27 protein-coding genes are annotated in these 23,676 nt (G+C 64.8%); 16 read left to right on the top strand and 11 right to left on the bottom strand.

Translation table 11 applies throughout. The features are described from left to right. Positions 1-82 precede the first annotated feature (82 nt). From L7H23_RS01910 to L7H23_RS01900, 3 genes are all read left to right on the top strand, one after another. Positions 83-520 (top strand): response regulator, encoded by a 438-nt coding sequence (locus L7H23_RS01910; RefSeq protein WP_237837676.1) that lies wholly within the window; start codon positions 83-85, stop codon positions 518-520. Positions 521-648: 128 nt separating this feature from the next. Next, positions 649-1,992 carry an MFS transporter gene (locus L7H23_RS01905; RefSeq protein ID WP_237837675.1) on the top strand — a complete coding sequence of 448 codons (1,344 nt, stop codon included), beginning with the start codon at positions 649-651 and terminating at the stop codon, positions 1,990-1,992. A gap of 4 nt (positions 1,993-1,996) precedes the next feature. Continuing rightward, positions 1,997-2,740 (top strand): PLDc N-terminal domain-containing protein, encoded by a 744-nt coding sequence (locus L7H23_RS01900; RefSeq protein WP_237837674.1) that lies wholly within the window; start codon positions 1,997-1,999, stop codon positions 2,738-2,740. Here L7H23_RS01900 and L7H23_RS01895 read toward each other — a convergent pair. The 8 genes from L7H23_RS01895 to purB all read right to left on the bottom strand — a co-directional run bounded on the left by L7H23_RS01895 (position 2,737) and on the right by purB (position 9,980). Next, positions 2,737-4,077: a folylpolyglutamate synthase/dihydrofolate synthase family protein gene (locus L7H23_RS01895; protein WP_237837673.1), complete on the bottom strand. Its 1,341-nt coding sequence runs from the start codon at positions 4,075-4,077 to the stop codon at positions 2,737-2,739. The two genes, L7H23_RS01900 and L7H23_RS01895, sit on opposite strands and share 4 nt — an antisense overlap. A gap of 19 nt (positions 4,078-4,096) precedes the next feature. Next, positions 4,097-4,948, bottom strand: a complete 852-nt coding sequence (gene accD, locus L7H23_RS01890; RefSeq protein ID WP_237837672.1) for an acetyl-CoA carboxylase, carboxyltransferase subunit beta — start codon at positions 4,946-4,948, stop codon at positions 4,097-4,099. After that, entirely contained in the window at positions 4,945-5,736 is a 792-nt protein-coding gene (gene trpA / locus L7H23_RS01885) for a tryptophan synthase subunit alpha (protein WP_237837671.1), read from the bottom strand. Before trpA ends, accD begins: the two co-directional genes overlap by 4 nt. Beyond that, positions 5,733-6,944, bottom strand: coding sequence for a tryptophan synthase subunit beta (gene trpB, locus L7H23_RS01880; RefSeq protein WP_237837670.1), 1,212 nt, complete (start codon positions 6,942-6,944; stop codon positions 5,733-5,735). The genes trpA and trpB overlap by 4 nt, the downstream gene beginning before the upstream one ends. Then, positions 6,941-7,570, bottom strand: a complete 630-nt coding sequence (locus L7H23_RS01875; RefSeq protein ID WP_237837669.1) for a phosphoribosylanthranilate isomerase — start codon at positions 7,568-7,570, stop codon at positions 6,941-6,943. The genes trpB and L7H23_RS01875 overlap by 4 nt, the downstream gene beginning before the upstream one ends. Positions 7,571-7,580: 10 nt before the next feature. After that, positions 7,581-8,255, bottom strand: coding sequence for an orotidine-5'-phosphate decarboxylase (gene pyrF, locus L7H23_RS01870; protein WP_237837668.1), 675 nt, complete (start codon positions 8,253-8,255; stop codon positions 7,581-7,583). Next, positions 8,252-8,599, bottom strand: a complete 348-nt coding sequence (locus tag L7H23_RS01865) for a LapA family protein (protein WP_237837667.1) — start codon at positions 8,597-8,599, stop codon at positions 8,252-8,254. The genes pyrF and L7H23_RS01865 overlap by 4 nt, the downstream gene beginning before the upstream one ends. A gap of 70 nt (positions 8,600-8,669) precedes the next feature. After that, the gene (gene purB, locus L7H23_RS01860) at positions 8,670-9,980 is read right to left on the bottom strand and encodes an adenylosuccinate lyase (RefSeq protein ID WP_237837666.1); all 1,311 of its coding nucleotides are present in this window, start codon (positions 9,978-9,980) and stop codon (positions 8,670-8,672) included. A 199-nt stretch (positions 9,981-10,179) separates the two neighbouring features. On the opposite strand from purB, the gene L7H23_RS01855 reads away from it, so the two are divergent. Continuing rightward, positions 10,180-10,680: a calcium-binding protein gene (locus tag L7H23_RS01855; RefSeq protein ID WP_237837665.1), complete on the top strand. Its 501-nt coding sequence runs from the start codon at positions 10,180-10,182 to the stop codon at positions 10,678-10,680. 68 nt (positions 10,681-10,748) lie between these two features. On the opposite strand, the gene radC is transcribed toward L7H23_RS01855, so the two are convergent. Beyond that, positions 10,749-11,426 (bottom strand): DNA repair protein RadC, encoded by a 678-nt coding sequence (radC, locus tag L7H23_RS01850; RefSeq protein ID WP_345790415.1) that lies wholly within the window; start codon positions 11,424-11,426, stop codon positions 10,749-10,751. Positions 11,427-11,623: 197 nt separating this feature from the next. Between radC and L7H23_RS01845 the strand changes: the two genes are divergently transcribed. From L7H23_RS01845 to L7H23_RS01810, 8 genes are all read left to right on the top strand, one after another. Continuing rightward, positions 11,624-14,773, top strand: coding sequence for a YdbH domain-containing protein (locus L7H23_RS01845; RefSeq protein WP_237837663.1), 3,150 nt, complete (start codon positions 11,624-11,626; stop codon positions 14,771-14,773). After that, positions 14,770-14,985 carry a YnbE family lipoprotein gene (locus L7H23_RS01840; protein WP_237837662.1) on the top strand — a complete coding sequence of 72 codons (216 nt, stop codon included), beginning with the start codon at positions 14,770-14,772 and terminating at the stop codon, positions 14,983-14,985. Before L7H23_RS01845 ends, L7H23_RS01840 begins: the two co-directional genes overlap by 4 nt. A 16-nt stretch (positions 14,986-15,001) precedes the next feature. Beyond that, a complete protein-coding gene (locus tag L7H23_RS01835; protein ID WP_237839308.1) occupies positions 15,002-15,397 on the top strand; it encodes a YdbL family protein in 396 nt (131 codons plus the stop codon). Between the two features lie 228 nt (positions 15,398-15,625). Then, positions 15,626-15,955, top strand: coding sequence for an AtpZ/AtpI family protein (locus L7H23_RS01830; RefSeq protein WP_237837661.1), 330 nt, complete (start codon positions 15,626-15,628; stop codon positions 15,953-15,955). Positions 15,956-16,005: 50 nt separating this feature from the next. After that, a complete protein-coding gene (locus tag L7H23_RS01825) occupies positions 16,006-16,758 on the top strand; it encodes a F0F1 ATP synthase subunit A (protein ID WP_237837660.1) in 753 nt (250 codons plus the stop codon). A 42-nt stretch (positions 16,759-16,800) separates the two neighbouring features. Then, positions 16,801-17,031, top strand: a complete 231-nt coding sequence (locus L7H23_RS01820; protein WP_037515205.1) for a F0F1 ATP synthase subunit C — start codon at positions 16,801-16,803, stop codon at positions 17,029-17,031. A gap of 68 nt (positions 17,032-17,099) precedes the next feature. After that, entirely contained in the window at positions 17,100-17,597 is a 498-nt protein-coding gene (locus L7H23_RS01815) for an ATPase (RefSeq protein WP_237837659.1), read from the top strand. Next, positions 17,590-18,135, top strand: coding sequence for a F0F1 ATP synthase subunit B (locus L7H23_RS01810; protein WP_237837658.1), 546 nt, complete (start codon positions 17,590-17,592; stop codon positions 18,133-18,135). The genes L7H23_RS01815 and L7H23_RS01810 overlap by 8 nt, the downstream gene beginning before the upstream one ends. Before the next feature lie 69 nt (positions 18,136-18,204). On the opposite strand, the gene L7H23_RS01805 is transcribed toward L7H23_RS01810, so the two are convergent. Together L7H23_RS01805 and L7H23_RS01800 are read right to left on the bottom strand one after the other, a co-directional pair. Further along, positions 18,205-18,636, bottom strand: a complete 432-nt coding sequence (locus L7H23_RS01805) for a surface-adhesin E family protein (protein WP_237837657.1) — start codon at positions 18,634-18,636, stop codon at positions 18,205-18,207. A 78-nt stretch (positions 18,637-18,714) separates the two neighbouring features. Next, entirely contained in the window at positions 18,715-19,434 is a 720-nt protein-coding gene (locus L7H23_RS01800; RefSeq protein WP_237837656.1) for an SDR family NAD(P)-dependent oxidoreductase, read from the bottom strand. Between the two features lie 68 nt (positions 19,435-19,502). Here L7H23_RS01800 and uvrC point away from each other — a divergent pair, with 68 nt between their 5' ends. From uvrC to leuB, 4 genes are read left to right on the top strand one after another with little or no spacing between them, the layout of a single operon-like run. Continuing rightward, entirely contained in the window at positions 19,503-21,437 is a 1,935-nt protein-coding gene (uvrC, locus tag L7H23_RS01795) for an excinuclease ABC subunit UvrC (protein ID WP_237837655.1), read from the top strand. Positions 21,438-21,462: 25 nt separating this feature from the next. Then, positions 21,463-21,855 (top strand): PaaI family thioesterase, encoded by a 393-nt coding sequence (locus L7H23_RS01790; protein ID WP_237837654.1) that lies wholly within the window; start codon positions 21,463-21,465, stop codon positions 21,853-21,855. Then, positions 21,843-22,580: a DNA repair protein RecO gene (gene recO, locus L7H23_RS01785; RefSeq protein ID WP_237837653.1), complete on the top strand. Its 738-nt coding sequence runs from the start codon at positions 21,843-21,845 to the stop codon at positions 22,578-22,580. Before L7H23_RS01790 ends, recO begins: the two co-directional genes overlap by 13 nt. A gap of 45 nt (positions 22,581-22,625) precedes the next feature. Next, positions 22,626-23,675: a 3-isopropylmalate dehydrogenase gene (gene leuB / locus L7H23_RS01780; protein WP_237837652.1), complete on the top strand. Its 1,050-nt coding sequence runs from the start codon at positions 22,626-22,628 to the stop codon at positions 23,673-23,675. Position 23,676 lies beyond the last annotated feature (1 nt).

Raw genomic sequence — 23,676 nt, 5'->3', positions numbered from 1 at the left:
CGTGTCGCTTCGTCGATGGCAAGCACAAGTGATATTGCAGGAAGCGGCGGAGCGAGTCATGGCGACAATGAAGGGAGTGTTCATGCTCTTTGCGTCCCGCCCCACGTGCATCAAGCGCCTGCTGGTCATCGAGGATGATCCGCTGACGGCGTTCGATAACGAGCACACGCTGAAGCACAGCGGGTACGATATCGTTGCGACGGTCGATTCGGGAGAGGCCGCGGTGGGCGTCATGGCCGTCGAGCAGATCGACGCGCTTGTCCTCGACCTTGGCCTCGCGGGTGACATGACGGGCCGCGAAGTTGCCCGCATCGCGCGCGACCGCGGCATTGCCGTGCTGCTCGTCACCGGCCAGTGCCCGGCAGATGCCGCGGATATCGCCGTCGCCTGCCTTGGCAAGCCGCATAGCGCCGGCGCGCTCGTGTCGGCGCTGAAGGCGGTCGAGAGCATGGCTTGCAAGAACCAGGCACCGCGCAAGGTCAGCGGCCTGACGACATTCTGGCGGCCGCAGGCCGCTTGAGCGCGACCGGACGATCGTCTCGGCGGTCAGGTGGTCATTTAGCCGCTTCCAATTTACTCCCGACGCTTTAGGCCTCTAGGCCTGATGGTCGCGGCGGCCGAATGCGGGCGCCATGGGGGAGATACAGCTTGCAGCCCGATACAGTGACACCGCCGCCGCAGGGCTGGTGGGACAGCATCCGGCCCTATCTGGAGCGCGCGCCGATGGCGGCGTTCCTTCTCGGCCTGTCATCGGGGTTTCCCTATGCCATGATCGGCGCAACGCTGACGACACGGCTGGCGCAGGACGGGATCGACAAGAAGACCGTGACGGCCTTCACGCTCGCCTTCCTCGTGTACAATCTGAAGCCGCTCTGGTCGTGGATCGTCGACGGGGTTCGCTTGCCGGGACTGGGTGTGCTCGGTCAGCGCGTTTCGTGGATGATTCTGGCTTCGGTGCTGGTGATGGCAGCGGTCGCGAACCTCGCGCTTCAGGAGCCCAAGGCGGATATCTATCAGACGGCGATCGCCGCCATTCTTGTCGGCCTGGCTGGCGCGACTTTCGATATCGTCATTGACGCCTATCGCATCGAGATACTGAAGCCCGAACAGCTTGGAATCGGTTCGGGCATGAGCCAGTATGGCTGGCGCATCGGATCGGCGGGGGCCGGTGCGCTCGCGCTCTTTCTCGCCGCGCGTTACGGGTGGGAGCCCGCCTATCTTGCCTGCGCGCTCTTTGCCTTGCCCGCGGTCATCGCGGCGTTGTGGCTGGGTGAGCCCGACCGGCATCGCGATCCTGCCCAGCGCAAGGGCGGGAACGCGATCCTCCAGTCGATCATCGGGCCCTTCACCGAATTCTTCCGCCGGCAGGGCGCGTGGCTCGTCCTGCTGTTCATCCTCGTCCACAAGATCGGCGATACGCTTGCCAATCTGACCTTCCGCCTGCTGTTCGACGACCTCGGCTACACCAACGACGAGATCGCGATCTACGACGTCGGGATCGGCTTTTGGGCCTATCTGATCGGCATCTTCGTAGGCGGCATCATGTATGCTCGCATGGGCATGAAGCGCTCGGTGCTCGTCAGTCTGATCCTGATGGCGGTATCGAACTTCAGCTTCGCGATGCTGGCGGCGACCGGAAAGAGCAATCTCGGAATGGCCGGCGCGATCGGGTTCGAGAATTTCGCGAGCGGGATCGGCGGCGTTGTCGTGGTCGCCTATTTCTCGGCTCTCTGCGACCTGCGCTTCACCGCGGCGCATTATGCGCTGATCTCGTCGGCGGCGAGCATCGTCGGGCGTTTCGTGACCGGCACCACCGCTGGCGGTCTGATCGAAACCTTCGGCTATGTGCAATTCTATCTGCTGACGACCGTCGCCGCGGTACCGGGCGTCCTGCTCTTCTGGTGGATGATGCGGACCGGGCTGGTCGACCTGTCGGTCGGGTCGGCGGGCAAGGTCGAGGGCAGCGAAGAAGCGCCCAAGCTGGCAGGCTGAGGCCGTGCATTTCCTGCTGATCTCGCTGGCACTGCAGGTGCTGTGCATCGTCCATGTCTTCCGTACGGGCCGCAACACGGCATGGATCATGGCGATCGCCTTTCTGCCGATGGTTGGCATGCTCGCCTATTTCATTGTCGAGGTGATGCCGGGCCTGAGGCATGACCGGCGCGTCCAGGATGCACGGACGAAGTTCGCCGACAAGATGGACCCCGAGCGGCGCGTGCGCGCCGCCAACGATGCGGTCGACTTCAGCAATACTGCGGGCAACCGGCTCGAGCTCGGTGACGCGCTGATGGCGCGCGAGCGCTATGCCGATGCGCTCGTCCAGTTTCGCGAGGCCGAACGGCTATCCCCGCATGTCGACCGGGCGATCGGGATGCGGATCGCCGAAGCAGCGTATGAAGCCGGGAGTTTCAGCGAAGCGCTGATAGCGATCGACGGGCTGGCGGAGACGATCTCGCAAACCGAACTGGACCGGCGTGCACTGTTGCGCGCGAAGGTCGCCGAAGCCGATGGCCGTCCGCAAGACGCGATCACCTTTTATCAGGATATCGTCGGGCGTGTGCCCGGTGACGAGGTACGTTGCCGCCTGGCGGCGCTTTTGATCGCCGAGGGCGACCGGCGCGGCGCCCGGGCCCTGCTGCAGGAGGTCGAGCAGCGAATGAAGCGGACCCCGCCGGTGACGCTGAAGGCCGAAGCGGCGATGTATGACTGGGTCACACGGACGCTTGCCGAAATGCGCTAGGTTGGTTGCTCCCCGTTGAGATCGAGCACGACGCCGGCGAGATAGAGCGAGCCACATATCAGCACGTCACCCGGCCCGCGATGAGCGGCAATGTGACGCAGCGCTGTGGTCACGTCTTCGCACGGTTGCGCGTTGACGATACCGAGGTCCGATTGGACCCAGTGACACAGATCCTTGGGATCGTGATGCTCGTGGCCGGGGATCGGAACCGCCTGAAACGATGCGATCCGGTCCGCGAAGGGGCGCAGAAAGCCCAGCGCATCCTTGTTGCGAAGCAGGCCGCAGACGATGTGGAGCGGCGCCCGATTGTCCAGCGCCTGCGCCAACGCAACGCCCGCGTCGGGATTATGGCCGCCGTCGAGCCAAATCTCCCGCCCCTCGGGAAGAAGCGCCGTCAGCGAGCCGGGCCCGAGCTTCTGCATGCGTCCGGGCCAGAAGGCGCGGGATACGCCCGAGGCAATGGCCGCTGGGTCCGGACGCGGGGCAGGGGCGATGGTCAGCATGGCGATGGCCAGTCCGGCATTGCGCATCTGATGCACGCCCGCCATCCGCGGTTCCAGACGCTCAGCGATGGAACCCGATTTCGACCGCCAGTGAAAGCCATTGCTCTGGGGCTCGATTGCCCAAGCATCGCCTTCGGAAAACAAAGCGCTACCTACCGCGGCGGCGCGTTCGCCGACCAGCTTCATCACGGCGTCGGGGTAGCGAAGCGTCGCCAGCGCGGCGCCGGGTTTGAAGATACCGGTTTTTTCCCACGCGATGCGTTCGATCGCTTCCTGCGGCACGCCGTCTTCGGGAGCGAGCAGGAACGCTTCGTGATCGATGCCCAGCGACGCGATGCCGCAGACGGCGGGTGCCGGGATGATGTTCGTGGCGTCGAGACGTCCGCCAAGGCCGACCTCTATGATGCAATCGTCCGCTGGCGTCCGCGCGAAGGCAAGAAATGCGGCGGCAGTGGTAACTTCGAAGAAGCTTGCCTGCAGCCCTTCCGCCTCATCCAGAACCTCTTCGAGAAGCGCTGCCAGCAGCGCATCGTCGATTAGCGTTCCCGCGAGGCGGATGCGCTCGTTGAAGCGGACGAGGTGCGGGCTGGTATAGGCATGAACCTTGCGCCCGCTCGCTTCGAGGATCGCGCGCAGATAGGCGCAGGTCGATCCCTTGCCGTTGGTGCCCGCAACGTGGAAGGTGCGCGGAAGCCGGTCTTGCGGATTGCCCAGCCGGCCGCACAGCTCGGCGATCCGCTCGAGCCCCAATATATCGCGGCCCGGCGACAGCGCGCCGAGGCGATCGAGCTGCGCCTGCACCGCAGGGTCGCTAGAACGGGCGAAGTCGGCCATGGCGGCGGGTGTGACCGGATCAGGCGGCCTTTTCGGGCGCCAGATAGCCGATCAGGCGGCCGAGCGCCTCGGGCAGGTCCTTGCGGTGCACGACCATGTCGATCATCCCGTGATCGAGCAGATATTCGGCGCGCTGGAAGCCTTCGGGCAGCTTTTCGCGGATCGTATTCTCGATCACGCGCTGGCCCGCGAAACCGATCAGCGCCTTGGGTTCGCTGATCTGGATGTCGCCGAGCATCGCATAGCTGGCCGTGACGCCACCCGTGGTCGGGTCGGTGAGTAGTACGATGTAGGGAAGCCCGGCGCGGCGAAGGCGCTGGAGTGCAACGGTCGCGCGCGGCATCTGCATCAGCGACAGTGTGCCTTCTTGCATCCGCGCACCACCCGCTGCGGTGATCGCGATATAGGGAACCCCGCGCTTGATCGCCTGTTCGACGCCGCTGACGAAGGCTTCGCCGACCGCGACGCCCATCGAGCCGCCCATGAAGGCGAAGTCCTGCACGCCGATCACCGCACCCTTGCCCGAAATACGACCGAACGCATTCTGATAGGCGTCGCGGTCGCCGGTCTGCGCGCGCGCGGCCTTGATGCGGTCGACATATTTCTTGGTGTCGCGGAACTTCAGCGGATCCTCAGGCGCTGCCGGCGAGGAAATCAGTTCATGCACGCCGCCGTCGAACAGCTGCGCGAAGCGTTCTTTCGCGCCGATGCGGTCGTGGTGGTCGCAGCGCGGGCAGACGTTCAGATTGTCTTCCCATTCCTTGACGAACACCATCTGCTGGCACTGGCGGCATTTGTGCCAGAGGTTGTCGGCGGTATCGCGCTTGGCGGTGAAGGGAATGGCGTTGCGAACGCGGTCGAGCCAGCTCATGCGGCGATCTCCTTTGCGCCGTGGATAGCATCGGCGAGCGAACGGGTGAAGGCTTCGACATGCGGCGCCGCGGCGTCGCCATGTTGGGCAATGATATCGATGAAGGCCGATCCGACGACGACGCCGTCGGCAACGCGCGCGATTGCGGCGGCCTGCTCGGGGGTGCGGACGCCGAAACCGACCGCGACGGGCAGGTCGGTCGCGGCCTTGAGGTGCGCGACAGCATCTTCGATGCTCGCCTGCGCGGCCTGCTGCATCCCCGTGATGCCGGCAACCGAGACATAATAGAGAAAGCCGCCGGCGCCGTTCAGCACGTCGGGCAGGCGCCCCGCGTCCGTCGTCGGTGTGGCAAGGCGGATCAGATCGACGCCAGCCTCGCGCAGAGCAGGGCCAAGCTCGGCATCTTCTTCGGATGGGATGTCGACGCAGATGATGCCGTCAACGCCGGCCTTGGCGCATTCGGCAGCGAACCAGTCGGCGCCGCGGATCGTCATCGGATTGGCATAGCCCATCAGGACGAGCGGGGTGTCCGGATGGCGCGCGCGAAAGGCCGCGGCGATACCGAACAGGTTGGCGGTCGTCGTGCCCTTGGCGAGACTGCGCAGATTGGCAGCCTGGATCGCGGGGCCATCGGCCATCGGGTCGGTAAAGGGCATGCCAAGCTCGATCACGTCGGCGCCGCCCGCGACGAGCGCGTCGAGGTTCGCGGCGGTGTCGCCGTCGCCGCCGGTGATGAAGGCGACGAGGGCAGGGTGTCCCTTGCCGAATCCTGCAGCGAAGCGGCTCACAGCTTCACCCCCAGCGCATCGGCCACGGTGAAGATGTCCTTGTCGCCGCGGCCCGAGCAATTGACGATGATGATCTTGTCCTTGCCCAAGGTCGGCGCGATGCGTTCCGCGGCCGCGATGGCATGCGCGCTTTCGAGCGCGGGGATGATGCCTTCGAGCTTCGTCAGCTTCTGGAAGCTCGCGAGCGCTTCGTCATCGGTGACGGGTTCGTAGCGGACGCGGCCGATTTCGTGGAGCCAGCTATGCTCGGGGCCGATGCCCGGATAGTCGAGCCCTGCCGAGATGCTGTGCGCCTCGGTGATCTGGCCGTCGTCGTCCTGCAGCAGATAGGTCTTGTTGCCGTGGAGGATTCCCGGGCGGCCGCCCGCGAGGCTCGCAGCGTGCTTGCCATCAAGTCCTTCGCCGGCGGCCTCGACGCCGACGATCTCGACGCCCTCGTCGTCGAGGAACGGATGGAAGAGCCCGATTGCGTTCGATCCGCCGCCGACGGGGGCGATCAGCATGTCGGGCAGCCGGCCTTCGGCTTCGAGGATTTGCTCTTTCGCTTCGTCGCCGATCACCGACTGGAAATCGCGGACGAGCTCGGGATAGGGATGCGGGCCCGCGACGGTGCCGATGATGTAGAAAGTGTCGTGGACGTTCGCGACCCAGTGGCGCAGCGCCTCGTTCATCGCGTCCTTCAGCGTCTTCGCGCCGCTTTCGACCGCGACGACTTCGGCGCCGAGCAGCTTCATGCGGAAGACGTTCGGCTGCTGCCGCGCAACGTCGACGGCGCCCATGAAGATGGTGCAGGGCAGGCCGAACAGCGCGGCGACGGTTGCGGTCGCAACGCCGTGCTGACCGGCGCCGGTCTCGGCGATAATCTTCGTCTTGCCCATGCGCTTCGCGAGCAGGATCTGGCCGATGCAATTGTTGATCTTGTGCGCGCCGGTGTGGTTGAGATCCTCGCGCTTCAGATAGATTTTCGCGCCGCCGAGATCGTTCGTCAGCCGCTCGGCGAACCAAAGCGGGCTCGGACGGCCGACATAATGTTTCAGCAGATAGTCGAATTCGGCCTTGAAAGCCGGGTCGGCCTGCGCGGCGCGATAGTGGCGCTCGAGATCGAGGATCAGCGGCATCAGCGTTTCGGCGACATAGCGGCCGCCGAACTGGCCGAAATGGCCGCGTTCGTCGGGGCCGGTGCGAAGGCTGTTGGGAAGCTGGGTCATCGACCGGCGGCTTTAAGGAATGCGGCGATCTTGTCCACATCCTTAACGCCCGGCGCGCTTTCGACGCCCGAGGAGACATCGACGAGTGGCGCGCCGGTCTCGGCGATCGCTTGCGCGACATTCGCCGGGGTCAGGCCGCCGGCGACGCCCCAGTCGATCGAATGGCGGTGGTTCCTGAGCAACGACCAGTCGAAACGCGTCCCGGTACCGCCCGGAAGCGACGCGGCCGGTGCATCGTAGAGAATGCGATCGGCGGCGCCTTCATATTGCCGGACGCGCTCCAGCGTACCGCTATCGCTCAGCCCCACGGCTTTCCAGACCTGCGCCGGAACAAGGCTCTTCACGCGAGCCAGCCACTCGGGCGTTTCATTGCCATGGAACTGGATGACATCGGGCCGGACCTTGCTGAGCGCTTCGCCGGTCAATTGCTGTGAGGCGTTTACCAGCAGCAGGGCAACCTGCACGCGGCCCTCCGCCAGCTTGCGCAGCTCGGCAGCGGTCTTGAGATCGACGTGACGCGGACTGGGTTCATAATGAACGAGGCCGATGTGCGTCGCGCCGAGGCGGATGGCGGCATCGACCGTCTCGGGCGTCGACAGCCCGCAAATCTTGACCAACGGAGGCATGGGAAACCTTCTAGAGCGTGGCTTCGATCTCGCGGGCGGCGAGATCGGGGTCGGTCGACTGGCTGATCGGACGGCCGACGACGAGGATCGACGCACCGTCGGTCATCGCCTGCGCCGGTGTGACGATACGCTTCTGGTCGCCAGCGGTGCCGTTCGAAGGGCGCACCCCCGGCACAACGAAAAAGCCGCCGGGCCACGCCTTGCGCGCGGCCTTCACTTCCTGGCCCGAGCAGACGATGCCGTCGAGCCCGGACTCGCGTGCGAGCGAGGCAAGCCGGACGACCTGATCGTGGGGCGTTCCGCCGACGCCGATGTCGTCGAGATCGGGGGCATCGAGGCTGGTCAGCACGGTCACGCCGACAACCCTGGTGTTCAGGCCCGCCGCAGCCTTTGCTTCCTCCATCATCGCGCGGCCGCCCGCCGCATGTACCGTCAGAATGGCCGGTTCGAGCGGACGCAGCGCCTGGATCGCCTTGGCGACCGTATTCGGAATGTCGTGGAGTTTGAGGTCGAGGAAGATTGGCAGCCCCAGCTTTGCCATCTCGTGCACGCCGTGATGGCCGTTGGCGCAGAAGAATTCGAGACCCAGCTTCAGGCCTCCGACATGGTGGCGCACCTTCTGCGCCAGCGTCAGCGCGGCGTCGAGATGCGTGGTGTCGATGGCGAGATAGATGGGAGAGGTCATGGCTTGTCCGTCGAGAAGAGGTCGGTGGGGGCGGGAGGCACGTCGTTGACCGGCGTCGTGGCCGCAGGAACCGGGTCGACGGGGCGGTTGGCGAGCGCACGCATGTCGGCCAGCTGGCGTTCGCTGCTGTCGAGCCGGCGCTTGAGCGACCAGCGTGTCGTCCGCAGCGCTATCCACATCGGCACCATGCCGATCAGGAAGCTTGCGAGGATCAGGACCGGCAGCTTCGTATCGAGCACCTGGCCCGGCCAGATCGTGACGGTCACCGGAATCCAGTTCGCCATGGCGAAAATGACCAGCACGGCGGTCAGTAAGACCCAGATGATCGTCCGCAGGATTCCCACTTCGTCTTGCTCCTCCGATGGTCCCGAGCGGCGACCCTATGACAGATTGCCGCGCGTTTCCAGTGGGGCGCTAGCCGAACACGCGATCGAAGATCGTGTCGACATGCTTCATGTGATAGCCGAGGTCGAACAGCGCGGTCAGTTCGTCGGCCGAAAGCTTTGCCGTGACGTCCGCGTCCGCCTTGAGCAGTTCGAGCAGTGAAAGCTGGCCGTCGCTTTCCCAGACCTTCATCGCGTTCCGCTGAACAAGCGCATAGCTGTCCTCGCGGCTCGCGCCGGCCTGCGTCAGCGCCAGCAGCACGCGCTGCGAATGGACGAGGCCACCCATGCGGTCGAGATTCTTCTGCATCCGCTCGGGATAGACGAGCAGCTTGTCGACCACCCCGGTCAACCGCGCGAGCGCGAAGTCGAGCGTGATCGTCGCGTCGGGGCCGATAAAGCGTTCGACCGACGAATGGCTGATGTCGCGCTCGTGCCACAGCGCAACATTCTCCATCGCCGGGATCGCGGCGCTGCGCACCATGCGCGCCAGGCCGGTCAGATTCTCGGTCAGCACCGGGTTCCGCTTGTGCGGCATCGCCGACGAACCCTTCTGGCCCGGCGAGAAATATTCCTCGGCCTCCAGAACTTCGGTACGCTGCAGGTGGCGGACCTCGACCGACAGGCGTTCGATCGACGAGGCGATGACGCCGAGCACCGCGAAGAACATCGCGTGACGGTCGCGCGGGATAACTTGCGTCGAGACGGGCTCGATCGACAGGCCGAGCTTGGCGGCGACATGTTCTTCCACGCGCGGATCGATGTTGGCGAAAGTGCCGACGGCACCCGAGATCGCGCAGGTCGCGATCTCGGCGCGCGCAGCGACTAGGCGTGCCTTGCAACGCGAGAACTCGGCATAGGCCTCGGCCAGTTTCAGTCCGAAGGTCACCGGCTCGGCATGAATGCCGTGGCTGCGGCCGATCGTGGGGGTCAGCTTATGCTCATAGGCGCGCCGCTTGATGGCTTCGAGCAGCGCGTCGAGATCGGCGAGCAGGATATCGGCCGCCTGGCTGAGCTGCACCGCGAGACAGGTGTCGAGCACGTCGGACGACGTCATCCCCTGATGCATGAAGCGCGCTTCGTCGCCGACATTCTCGGCAACCCAGGTCAGAAAGGCGATGACATCATGCTTGGTGACGGCCTCGATCGCGTCGATCGCGTCGACGTCGATCTTCGGGTTCGTTGCCCACCAATCCCACAGGGCTTTCGCGGCGGATTTGGGGACGATCCCCAGTTCGGCGAGCGCGTCGGTCGCGTGCGCTTCGATCTCGAACCAGATGCGGAAGCGATTCTCGGGCGACCAGATGGCGGTCATGTCCGGACGAGCGTAACGCGGGACCATTGATATTCCTTCCTTTTATGTCGCTTCATCGCGCGATCTCGGCGGAATCGCGACAGGGCGCCCCCTAGCAGGGGTAAGCCGCTTCGCCAATTGTCACGGTGCTGCAACTTACCCGGAAGCCCGGTGATTGATCCCATGCCCCTTCATGACAGGTGATCGATCGCAATCGCAGGTCGGCCGCCGATACAGGAGAAAAATCATGCTGAAACAAGTTCTTTTCATTGGTGCCGCGGCTATCAGCTTCCCGGCGCTGGCACAGAATACGGCGCCGACCGACACCACCGCGCCGCCGCCGACCGAACAGGCCGATCCTTCGGCGAGCCAGCCGGCTCCGGCACCGACACCGGCAAATCCGACCGATGCGGGAACGCCGGCGCCTGCACCCACCGAAAGCGCGCCGCCCGCCGGTGCCGCCTCGCAGCCCGCACCGGCTTCAGGCGCGGCGGCAACCCCGGCGCAGATCGCCCAGATCGTCAATCAGGAATTTCCGACCTATGACGCCGACAAGAGCAGCGACCTCAACGAAGCGGAATTTGCCGCGTGGATGAAGAAGCTGCGCACTGCGACCGATCCGACGGTGGATCCTGAATCGGAGCAGGTGAAAACCTGGGTCGGTCAGGCGTGGGCCGCGGCTGACGCCGACAAGTCGGGCAAGGTCAGCAAGGAAGAATTGACCGGTTTCCTGTCGCGCGGCGCCTGATTTATCGGGACGCCCGGATGGAGCGGTGCAGCCGTCGGAGCGATCCGGCGGCTGCATCGTATTCGGGCCTAGAGGAGCCCCATGGCGCGCAGGCTGCGATAGTCCGAACCGCCGACGATGATATGATCGTGGACGACGATCCCCAGCTTGCCGGCGGCTTCGGCGATGTCGCGCGTAATTGCTATGTCCTGCCGGCTGGGTTCGGGATTCCCGCTCGGATGATTGTGAACGAGGATGATCGCCGCTGCACCAAGTTCGAGCGCACGCTTCACCACTTCACGGACATAGATCGCCGACTGGTCGATCGACCCCTCGCTGGCGACCTCGTCGCGGATCAGCATGTTGCGCGAATTGAGATAAAGGACGCGGACGCGCTCGACGTCGATCGGCCCCATGTCGGCGCGCAGCCAGTCGAGCAAAGCGTCCCAACTCGACAGCAGCGGTTTGTCGGCGACTTCGCCCTTGAGCATCCGGAGGCTCGTCGCCTGCGCGATCTTGAGCGCCGCAATCGCACCGTCGCCCATGCCGTCTACCCGGCGAAGCGACTGCGGATCGGCGCTGACCAACTGGCCGAGCGAACCGAATTCGCGAAGCAGGGCCTTGGCAAGCGGCTTGGTATCGCGGCGCGGGATGGCGAGCGCGAGCAGATATTCGACGAGTTCATAGTCGGCGAGACCGTCCGCGTCGTCGATCAGCCGAGCCCGCAAACGGGCGCGGTGGCCCTGATGATCTGGCGCGTCCCCCATGGCAGAGGGCATAACCGGCTTGGCAGCCTCGCTCAACGCCCATAAGGTTTGCGGCCTATGGCAACGTCCTCATTTCTGCAGCCAATTGCGCCATTATGGCGTTATCTGCCTGCACGGAAAGCACTCGAGGGCCTGGAACATAGTGTCATGACGTCATCCGCCGCTCGATCACCGGCATCCTTGTCGGCACCGCCGTCATGAGCGAGGCCGACGAGGCGCCGCTGCTGCCGCATATTCGCACGATCCTGTTCAAGAAGCGCTGGATGACAGCGGCCGCGGTCGTGGCGCTCGCTGCCGGACTGTGGCTGGCGCGCGAGCCGATCGCCGACCGCATCATCCGCGACCAGCTCGACAGCCGCGGCATTCCGGCCACTTATGTCATTGAAGACATCGGCTTCGGATCCGAACGGCTGTCGAACCTCGTCATCGGCGATCCCAAGCGCCCCGATCTGACGGCAAAAAATGTCGAGGTGTCGATCGGCTATGGCTGGTCGGGACCCTATGTTTCGGGGCTGCGCGCCGACGGTGTCCGGCTTTACGGGCGTTTCGTCGACGGCCAGTTGTCGCTGGGTTCGCTCGACAAGTTTCGCGACCCGACCGACAAGACCCCCTTCGCCTTGCCCGATCTGTGGGTAAAGCTGGCCGATGCCCGGGCACGCGTCGAGACTCCCTGGGGCGACGTTGGCGCAGCGCTCAACGGCAGCGGCAATCTGCGCAAGGATTTCACCGGCGAGCTTGCGCTGGTCGCGCCGGAGATCGTCGCGGCAAATTGCTCCGCACAAGGCGCGAGCTTCTACGGCAGCGTCAAGGTCCGCGATGCACGACCGGCGCTCGAGGGGCCGTTGCGCGGCAAGACGCTGCGCTGCGCCGGCGGCAGCGTTGCCGCGCAATCGCCGCAAATTGCGCTCGATGTTTCGCTGTCCGAAAATCTGCAAAGCTGGCGCGGCACTGCCGATGCCAGCGTTGCGCGGCTCGTGGCTCATTCGCTGACGGCCGACCGGCTCGGCGTGAAGGCGACCTTTGACGGAACCGCCGCGCAAACGGCAATTAGCGTCGATGCCGATATGGCGCAGCTAGGTGGGACCGGCTTCGCGGCCCGTTCGGTGAATCTCGCGGCCAAAGGCACCGTCGGGGCGAAGGCGCCCGCGATCGATGGCACGCTCGGCTTCGCGCATGCGAGCGGGAGCAACGCGCTCCGCCGGTCGATCGTCGACAGCGTCAGGGCATTGGGCGGCAGCCCGATCGGTCCGCTTGCCGAACGCTCCGCCAAGGCAGCCGAACGGATGCTTGCCGATGCAAGTGGCGAAACGAAGTTCTCGGTGACCGGCGAGGGACAGAGCGCCCGCGTCGAATTGACGGCTCTGAAGCTGGTGAGCGCCAGCGGCGCCCGTGTCATCGGCAACGATGGCAGCCGGATCGCATACATCTACGGAACGCCGACCCCGGCGATCACGATTCTCGGCGACTGGAACTTCGGCGGCGGCGATCTGCCCAAAGGATCGCTGACGCTGGATCGCCGCGCCGACGGCCGCCTTTCGGGACTCGCGCGGATAGACGCCTATGACGCAAAGGGAGCGAGGCTGGCGCTGGCGCCGGTCCGTTTCTCCGGAAATGGAGGCCTTCTGCGCTTCGCAACGGTCGCCGAGCTGTCGGGGCCTCTTGCAGGCGGGAGCGTCGAGGGGCTGCGCATTCCCTTTACCGGCGCGGTTTCCTCGACCGGGGCGGTCGCCCTCGATGGCGGCTGCACGCGCGTGGGCGTCGACCGGATCGCCGTTTCCGGTTTCCGGATCAGCCCAGGCGGGATGGATCTTTGCAGCCGGCCCGGCGCGCCGCTGCTGAGCATGGGGCCCGGCGGTCTGCGCGGTACGATGCGTCTCCCAGGCGTCCGGTTACGCGGGACGAGCGGCTCGTCGCCTTTTGCGTTCGATGCACGCAACGCCGAAATCGACCTCGCTTCGTTGCGCTGGGCGGCATCGCTCGTCGATGTCCGGCTCGGCGCGGGCGACAGCGTGACGCGCTTTGCCGCGCAGCGGGTCGCAGGGCGCCCGGCGCAACAGGGAATGGGGGGCGAACTCTCGGGCGCCGGCGGCAGGATCGGCGCAGTCCCCCTCAATATGAGCGAAATCGCAGGGCAATGGCGCTGGGCGGGCGGCGCGCTGTCGCTAAACGGCGAGATGCTGCTGACCGATTCCGAGGCGGTTGCACGGTTCGAACCCTTGGTCAGCAAAGATGCGACGCTTCGCTTCGCGGGCGGAGTCATCGACGCCACTGCAGGCTTCAGCGAACGCGAGACCGGGACGAAAGTCCTCGATACCGTGATTCGGCACAAGCTTGGCGAAGGCACCGGCTTTGCCGATCTGTTCGTTCGCGAGCTGCGCTTCAACGACCGTTTTCAGCCCGGTCAGCTGACCCACCTCGCACTGGGCGTCGTCGCTAACGTCCAGGGCTCGGTCGTCGGCGACGGGCATATCCAGTGGTCGCCGCAGGGCGTGACGAGCCGCGGCACCTTTGCGACGACCGACACCAGCCTGGCGGCGGCGTTCGGCCCTGTGACGGGCCTGACCACCACGCTGACGTTCGACGATCTGATCGGATTGAAAACGGCGGTGGGACAGAAGGCGCGGGTCCGGGAGATCAATCCCGGCATTCCGGTCGTCGATGGCGAGATCGAATATGAGCTGCTCGGCAACAATCAGGTGCGGATCGAGGGCGGACGCTGGCCGTTCGCGGGCGGCGAACTGCTCCTTCACCCGACAACGCTCGATTTCGCCGCCGATCAGCCGCGGCACCTGACCTTCGATGTCGTCGGCGTCGAGGCGGCGGTGTTCCTCCAGAACTTCGGCTTCGACAATATCAACGCGACGGGCAAGTTCGACGGGACGCTGCCGGTCGTGTTCGATGGCCTCGGCGGACGGATCGTCAATGGCCGCATCGACGCGCGCGACGGCGGCGGAACGCTGGCCTATGTCGGCGAGCTCTCAAATCACAATCTCGGCACGATTGCCAATTTTGCCTTTGGCGCGCTGCGCAGCCTCAAATATGACGATCTGACGATCGTGCTCAACGGGGACCTCGATGGTGAAATGGTGACCGATATCCGCTTTGGCGGCGTGGGGCAGGGGGAGGGTGCGACGCGCAACTTCCTGACCAACCAGATCGCCAAGATTCCGCTGGTGTTCAATGTGAAGGTCACCGGGCCGTTCCGGCAGCTCGTGACCTCGGCCAAAGGCCTTTACGACCCTACGGTCTGGATCGAGCAGAATCTCGACCAGCTCATCCAGCAGCAACAGGAAGCCGCCAAGGCCTCCGCCCCCGTTCAGCCCCCAGAAAGCGAGCCCGTGCGATGAAGACGATGACGAATGGAGCGAGGAGGCTGGGTATCGGCGTTCGGTTCGCGGGCGTGGCGATAACGGGATTGGCCCTTGGCGGCTGCGTCCAGATCGCGACCCCCGACAAACCGATCGAGATCAACCTGAACATCAACATCAAGCAGGAAATCGTGTACAAGCTTGATGGTGACGCCAAGAAGCTCATTGAGCAGAATAGCGAAATATTCTGACGAGATAGGAATGACGATGCTGAAACAGTGGAAACCGGCGGGCTGGGCGATGGCCGCGATTGCAGTGACGGCGGCGATTGGCCTGGCCGTGCCTTCGGCAATGGCGCAGCGCGATCCCGCTTATGAAGCCGCGCGCTCGGGCGGCCAGATCGGCGAGCAGCCCGATGGTTATCTTGGCTTCGTGTCGACCCCGACGCCCGCCGTGCGCGACATGGTCAACGACATCAATATCAAGCGGAAGGCCGCCTACACCAGCGGCGCTCCTGCCGGCAGCACGATCGAGCAGTTCGCGTTCATCACTGGCTGCAACCTGATCGCGAAGACCAAGGCGGGCGAGAAATACAAGGGCCCCGATGGCCGCTGGCTGACCCGTGACGCGGGTCCGCCGGTGCGCGCCGCGAACTGCCCCTGATCCCGAGACGCAAGCGGCCCGCGGGCCGTATATGCCGCCGCGCCCCTAAACGCGGCGGCATTTTTGCATCCGCCACGAGCCCGCTGTTTTGTGCACCTGCGCACAAGCATTGACTTAATCGGGCGTCGTTCCTAAACGGGCCGCGCCTTAGGGGTCCCCCGAATTTTCGGGCCTTTTTTCGCAGGCGGAATCGGAATATTCCGGCTCCGTTTCAGGAGGATGGCACAAATGACGGGGAACGGCAGCGATCCGGAACCAGCTTCGGAGGATTCGCGCCTGGTCTCGCTCGAAGAGCGATTGGACCGGGCCGAAGCCGCAGAAGCAAAACGGACCGCAGTGAACGCCGGACCGGAAGCCGACGCGAACTACAAGCTCGGCAACCGCGTTCTGGCCGAACTGCTGGGCGGAATCGGTGGCGGCGCACTGGTCGGTTGGGTGATCGACCGCTTTGCCGGCACAGCACCCTGGGGCCTGTTGGTCGTGCTCTTCCTTGGAGTGGTCGTGGCCTTCAGAAACATATTTCGGATTGCGAACGTCCGGCCCGTGAAGCCGGATTGATGGAAATTTAGGCGAGGTATCGCGTGGCGGATCAAGGCAAAGTGGACCCGATGCACCAGTTCGAGGTGCAGAAGATTTTCGACATGTTCCATGTCGGGGGTCATGAGGTCGCTTTCACCACCAGCGCGGCGTGGATGATCGCCGCCGGCCTGCTGCTGTGGGTCTTCATGATCGGCGGAATGAAGCGCCAGCTCGTTCCCGGTCGCTGGCAGGTCGCCGTCGAGGGCTTCACCGGCTTCATCACCAGCATGATGAACGCGAATATCGGCCCCGAAGGCCGCAAATATACGCCCTATGTCTTCTCGCTCTTCATGTTCATCCTGATGCTGAACGTGCTGGGCCTGATGCCGCTCGGCCTGTTCGGCGTGCATCCCTTTACCGTGACGAGCCACTTCACGATCACCGGTTTCCTCGCGATCCTCAGCTTCGCGATCGTCCTGATCGTCGGTTTCTGGCGCCACGGCCTGCACTTCTTCTCGCTGTTCGTGCCGCACGGCACCCCGATCTGGCTGATGTGGCTTATTCCGGTGATCGAGCTCGTCTCGTTCCTCGTCCGCCCGTTCAGCCTCGCGCTGCGACTGTTCGTCGCGATGACCGCGGGCCACGTGCTGATGAAGGTGTTCGCCTCGTTCATCATCGACGGCCTGGCCGCCAGCCCGGCGATCGGCGTCGGCGTCGGCATCCCCAGCATGGCGCTGATGGTCGGGATCAGCGGGCTCGAACTGCTCGTGGCGGGCATTCAGGCCTATGTTTTCGCGCTGCTCACGTCGCTCTATCTGAACGATGCGATCAACCTGCACTGATTTTTCAACTGTATAATCTACGTTTTTCCCAAGGAGTATAAAATGGACGTTCAAGCTGCTTCGCTCATCGGCGCCGGTCTGGCCGCCATCGGTGCCGGTATGGCTGCCATCGGTGTGGGCAACGTGTTCGGTAGCTTCCTCGAAAGCGCGCTGCGCAATCCGGCTGCTGCCGACGGCCAGCAGGGTCGCCTGTTCATCGGCTTCGCGGCCGCCGAACTTCTCGGCCTGCTGTCGTTCCTTATTGCGATCCTGCTGTACCTCAAGGCAGCCTGATCCCGTCGGCGGGGCTGGTTCTTTAGGACCTCCCCGCGACCATTTTCTTTTGTCGGTCGAGAGTATCCATGCCTCAAATCAGCCAATTTGCTGAAAACTGGTATGCCGCATCGCAGATTTTCTGGGTGCTGCTGACCTTTGGCTTCGTTTTCCTGGTCATCGGCCGCGGCATGCTGCCGAAGATCGAGGCGACCGTGGATGCACGCGACCGCAAGGTCGCGGACGATCTCGCGGCGGCCAAGGCTGCGCACTCCGCCGCCGACGGCCTCGAGGAAAGCTATCGCCAGCAAAGCGACGCGAGCCGCGCCGCCGCGCAGAAGGCGGTTGCCGATGCGAAGGACAAGGCTGCGCGCGACGCCGAAAAGCGTCTTGCGAAGGTCGATGCCGAGCTCGGCGAAAAGCTGGGTGCGGCCGAAGCCGATGTTGCGGCTGCCCGCAAGTCGGCGATGGCAGAAATCGAATCGGTAGCGGCCGAAGCGGCAAGCGATCTCGTCGCGAAGCTGTCGGGCGCAAAAGTTGCCGCGGCGGACGCCAAGGCGGCGGTGAAGGCGGTGCTTCATGGCTGATTTCCTGTTTATCCTGTCCGAAGCGGCCGCCGCGACGCATGGCGAGCCGAAGTCTTTCGGGTTCATCGATGCGACGGCGTGGGTTTCGATCGCGATGGCGATCTTCATCGCCATCCTGCTGTGGAAGAAGGTGCCGGCGATGGTCGCGGGCATGCTCGACAACAAGATTGCCGAGATTTCGAAACAGCTCAATGAGGCTGAACAGCTCCGCCTTGAAGCCGAATCGCTGAAGGCCGAATATGAGGCGAAGCTTGCCGACGCGGCCAAGGAAGCCGAGGAAATGCGGGCTCGCGCCGACGCCGAAGCCGAAACGCTCGTTGCCAAGGCGAAAGCCGACGCGACGGCGCTGATCGCGCGGCGGAAGCAAATGGCCGAAGACCGCATTGCAGCGGCCGAAGCCAATGCTCTCGCGGAAGTCCGTAGCGCGGCTGCCAAGGCGGCGACGGAAGCTGCGGCGAAGCTGATTGCCGACAAGCATGATGCAAAGGCCGACAAGGCTCTGGTCGACGACGCGATCGCGGCTGTCGCCAAGCGCTGATTTTTTCGGGTTTTTCCGGGATTTCAAAACGGGCATCTCGCAATGTGCGAGGTGCCCGTTTTTCGTTGTCTAGCCGTGGAATACCGAGGCCGCATCCCTGAAGGGATCGGCGATCGGATCGCCACCCGTGCGATAGCAGGCGAAGTCCATGACAGCCTCGTTGATGCTGTTTGCCGCCGGAACCTTGCGCTCGTTGATCGTTTCCGACGCCTGGCTCTCGATGAAGCTGCCGTCCTGCCGATAATAGGTGTACACAAGCGTCCGGAAGGATTTGCCGGAACAGTCGAATTCCTCGCGTATTTTCGCGCCATAGATTTCACCGTCACCCACGGGCGTGGCATAGACGCTCAGAATATCCCCGACGATCTTGGTATCGAGCGACCTGAGGCTCGAAAGGTCGACATAGGTCCGCGTCTGATCGTTGCCTCCGACCAGATACCACTGCTCGGCGGATGCCGGCGTGGCGAACGAAATCAAGGCGGCAGCAAGCAACAGGCGCATAAAATCCTCCCCAAGGGCGCGACCCCTTCTTCTTGGTGGCACGGCCTGCGCCGCGCCGGAAGCGAAAAAGCGCGAGCGCTAGAATTTGATCATGATCCGCCGCGCGAGGGCCGGCGATATACTGTTCACCATCTGCAGCAGCTTCACCATGCCGGCATTGACCTCGCGCTTCCCGCTGCGAATGCCCGCCACGATCTCGGCAGCGCAATCATGCGCGCTCATCTTGCTGCCCGTACGCCCCGCCGTCATATTGGTCTCGACCACCGGAGGCAGAGCTTCGATCACCCGGACATTGCTGTCCTTCAGCAGGTACCGGATCGCCTGCGTATAGCTGCGCAGCCCCGCCTTGGTCGCGCAATAGATCGACCCGCCAGCCCGCGGGGCAATGGCAAGGCCCGAGGTGACGTTGACAATCGTGGCCTCGGGCTGCGCGCGCAGCGCAGGCAGTAGCCGCGTGCAGAGCGCGACCGGGGCGTCGAGATTGGTGCGTATGCAATGCGCAGCACTTTCGAGCGTGGCCGCATCGTCCAGCTCATATTCGCTGCCGACACCCGCATTGTTGACGAGGATTGCCAGCGGTTTGCCGGCGACGCCGTTCACGACGGCATCGACCCCCGTCGACGTCGACAGGTCGCCGGCAATCGTTCCGAAGCCCGCAGACGCCATCGCCTGCAGCTTTTCTGCCGATCGGCCCGTGACGATCACCTCCGCCCCGGCGCCTCGCAACTGCCGCGCGATCTCGCGACCGATCCCGTCGGTGCCGCCCGTAACCAGCGCCAGCTTTCCGCGAAGTTCCATAAGACCCCTCCCATGTTTTACCTCGCGCACTATGGCGGGGCGCACCGGCTTCGCCTACATGCAAAATCATGGCTCGCCCGAACGCTCCCGACCGATTCAATGAAGAGAAATCGGCCTATGTCGTCCGGGGCGACGGAGAGGGCGCGGACAAGCCCGATCTGGAGCGCGGGGCCGACGCGATCCGCAATGTAGTACGAAAGTTACCGGTACGTCCCGGCGTCTACCGGATGCTCGATGCGCGCGGCGAAGTGCTGTACGTCGGCAAGGCGCGCGCGCTCAGGAACCGTGTCACCAACTATACGCAGGTCGCGCGCCTGCCGCAGCGGCTGCAGCGCATGGTTGCGCAAACACGCGCGATGGAAATCGTCACCACGAACAGCGAGGCCGAGGCATTGCTGCTCGAGGCGCAGCTGATCAAACGCTATCGCCCGCCGTACAACGTCCTCCTTCGCGACGACAAAAGCTTTCCCTTCATCCTGCTGCGCACCGACCATGACTTCCCGCGGGTGCAAAAGCATCGCGGCGCGCGGCGCGCGAAGGGGCGCTATTATGGCCCGTTCGCGAGTGCCGGATCGGTCCACCGGACGCTCAATGCGCTCCAGAAGACCTTCCTGCTGAGAAGCTGCACCGACAGCTTCTTTTCGAACCGCTCGCGACCCTGCCTGCTCTACCAGATCCGCCGTTGTTCGGGGCCGTGCGTCGATCGCATCTCGAAGGAGGATTATGCGGGGCTGGTGAACGATGCGCAGGATTTCCTCGAGGGGCGCTCGACTGCCGTACAGAAGCGTCTCGGCGATGCGATGACCCGGGCGGCGGACGCCATGGACTTCGAACAGGCGGCCGTGCTCCGTGACCGGCTGAAGTCGCTGACGTTCATTCAGGGGAGCCAGTCGGTTCACGCGGACGGGCTGGGCGACGCCGACGTCTTCGCACTCGCGGCGAAGGGAGGGCAGCTTTGCATCGCGGGCTTCTTCATCCGCGGCGGCCAGAACTGGGGGCATCGCAGCTTTTTCCCCGCGCATGTCGCAGGGGTGCCCGAAAGCGAGGTGCTCGAAAGCTTCCTGATGCAATTCTATGAGGGCGTGCCGCCGCCCAAGACGATCCTCGTCGACCGCGAACCCGACGAGGCCGAGTTGCTGGCCGAAGCACTGGGCGAGATTGCAGGGCGCAAGGTCGAGATCAGCGTACCCCAGCGCGGCAACCGCAAGCGCCTGCTCGATCAGGCGGTGCGCAACGCCGGGGAAGAGCTGGACCGGCGACTTGCCGAGAGCAGCACGCAGGCGAAGCTTGGCCGCGAGCTCGCCGATCTGTTCGACCTCGACGACGTGCCGCAGCGGATCGAAATCTATGACAACAGCCACATTCAGGGCACCAATGCGCTCGGCGCGATGGTCGTCGCCGGCCCCGACGGCTGGATAAAGGGCGCCTATCGCAAATTCAACATCAAGCGCGCCGAAACGCAGCCCGGCGACGACTTCGCGATGATGCGCGAGGTGTTCCAGCGCCGCTTCGCCCGCGCGATCGAGGAAGACCCGGAACGCAGCAAGGGCGAATGGCCCGATCTTGTCCTGATCGACGGCGGCAAGGGGCAGGTGTCCGCTGCGGGCTCGGTTCTGGCCGAGCTTGGCATCGACGATCTGCCCTATGTCGGCGTCGCGAAAGGCCCCGACCGTAACGCCGGACGCGAGACCTTCTATTTGCCCGACGGACGCGAATTCACGCTGCCGACGAACAATGCGGTGCTCTTCTATATCCAGCGGCTTCGCGACGAAGCGCACCGCTTCGCGATCGGCGCGCACCGCCAGAAGCGGGCAAAGGCGATGGGAAGCTCGCCGCTCGACGAGGTTCCTGGGATCGGCCCGGCGCGCAAGAAGGCACTGCTGATGCATTTCGGCACCGCGCGCGCGATCCGCAGCGCCAGCCTCGAGGACCTGAAAAAGGCCCCGGGCGTTAGCGCCGGCGTCGCGCAGGCGGTCTATGATTTCTATAATCCGGGCAGTTGAGGCCGGGAAGCTGAGGGAGAGAGTCATGGATTTTGCGGCAAGCATGCCGCTCGCGGGAACGCTGGGCGTCACGATCCATGAAGGAAGCAAGGACCGCGTCGCCGGGAGGCTGCCTGTGCGGCCCGAGATCTGCACGGCAGGCAACATCGTCCACGGCGGCGCCATCATGGCCTTTGCCGATTGCCTCGGCGCGGTCGGTGCGTTCCTGACCCTGCCCGAGGGTGCGAACGGTACCACGACAATCGAGAGCAAGACTAACTTCCTCGGTGGCGGCCCCGTCGGATCGGTGCTCGTTGGTGAAGCAACCCCCGTAAAGATCGGCAAGCGCCTGTCGGTCTGGCAGACGCGTATACGCACCGAAGAAGGCGCGGAGGTCGCGCTGGTGACGCAGACGCAGCTGGTGCTTTGGCCAGCCTGACCGCCGATGCGATCGTCTGCGCGGTGCGCGTGCATGGCGAACATGGTGCTATCCTGCGCGCGTTGACGCAGGAAGCGGGGTTGGTTGCGGGCTATGTCCGTGGCGGGCGCTCGCGACGTTTGCGCCCGATCCTGATGCCTGGCAATCTCGTGGTACTCGAGCTGCGCGCGCGGACCGAGGAGCAGCTTGGCGGCGCGACCATCGAATTGCTGATGAGCCGCGCACCGCTGTTGGCCGAGCCGCTGGCGGCCGCGGCGATCGACTGGACCACCAGCCTGACCGCCGCGACCTTGCCCGAAAGCCAGCCCTATCCGGCACTCTACGCCGCGCTGTCAGCCGTTCTGGAAGCAATCGGGGTGGCGCCGTCGGCGCGGCAATGGGCGGCCGCGCTGGCGCGTTACGAACTGCTGCTGCTCGCCGAGCTCGGGTTCGGGCTCAATCTCGAAGAATGCGTCGTGACCGGGGCGTCGGACGATCTGGCTTTCGTAAGTCCCAGGTCGGGCGGCGCAGTGAGCGCGGGCGCGGCTTCGGGCTATGAGGGCCGCCTGTTCCGCCTTCCGCCCTTCCTGCGCGGGCAGGGCGGCGAGCCGTCGATGGCCGATGTTCTCGATAGCCTGACGATCACGGGGCACTTCCTCGATCGCGACGTGCTCGATGGCCGCAATCGCGACTTGGCGGGCGTAAGGGAAAGATTGGTCGACCGGCTGGGCAGGGCAGTTGCGTGACGCGCCGCCGCTGTCTAAGCGGCAGGCGAGACACGAAAGGGCGAAATGGTGCAAATCCTGCTGCTGGCTGGCGACGGTATCGGTCCGGAAATCATGGCGGAGGCCGAAAAGCTGCTCGCTGCGCTCGCGCTTCCGGTGACGCTCGACCGCGCGCTTGTCGGCGGGGCAGCCTATGCGGCCACCGGCCATCCGTTGCCGCCCGAAACGCTTGCCAAGGCCAGGGCCGCCGATGGCATATTGTTCGGTGCCGTCGGAGATCCGCGCTTCGACACCGTCGAACGCCATCTGCGGCCTGAACAGGCGATCCTTGGCCTCCGTTCCGAACTCGGACTGTTCGCCAACCTGCGCCCGGCCAAGCTGTTCGCCGGGCTGGAGGACAGCTCGGCGCTGCGTCCCGAAGTCGCGTCGGCGATCGACCTGCTGATCGTTCGCGAACTCAACGGCGACGTCTATTTCGGTGAAAAGGGCACGCGAACCACCGCCAGCGGCGAGCGCGAGGGCTATGACATCATGTCGTACAGCGAAAGCGAGGTGCGCCGTATCGCGCATGTCGCGTTCCGCGCCGCCCAAGGCCGCCGGAAGCGCCTCTGCTCGGTCGACAAGGCCAATGTGCTCGAAACCTCGCAGCTGTGGCGCGACGTGGTGATCGAGGTTGCGGCGGATTATCCCGATGTGGCGCTCAGCCATATGTATGTCGATAATGCCGCGATGCAGCTGGTGCGCAATCCCGGCCAGTTCGACGTCATCGTTACCGGGAATCTTTTCGGCGATATTCTTTCCGATCAGGCATCGATGTGCGTCGGGTCGATCGGCCTGCTCGCATCGGCATCCCTGAGCGAGGGCAAGCAGGGGTTGTATGAGCCGATCCACGGCAGCGCGCCGGATATCGCCGGGAAGGGCGTGGCTAACCCGCTCGCCATGATCCTGTCGCTCGCCATGCTGCTCCGCCATTCGGGCGGCGACGAAGCGAGCGCGGTCCGGATCGAGGCGGCCGTGGCCAAGGTCCTCGCCGACGGTTGCCGCGGCGCCGATCTTGGCGGAAATATGGGTACCACGGCGCTCGGCGATGCGGTCGTTGCAGCTTTGAACGGATGAG

The sequence above is a fragment of the Sphingopyxis sp. BSN-002 genome (assembly GCF_022024275.1).
GTDB lineage: Bacteria > Pseudomonadota > Alphaproteobacteria > Sphingomonadales > Sphingomonadaceae > Sphingopyxis.
This window is presented reverse-complemented; position numbering and strand designations above follow the sequence as displayed.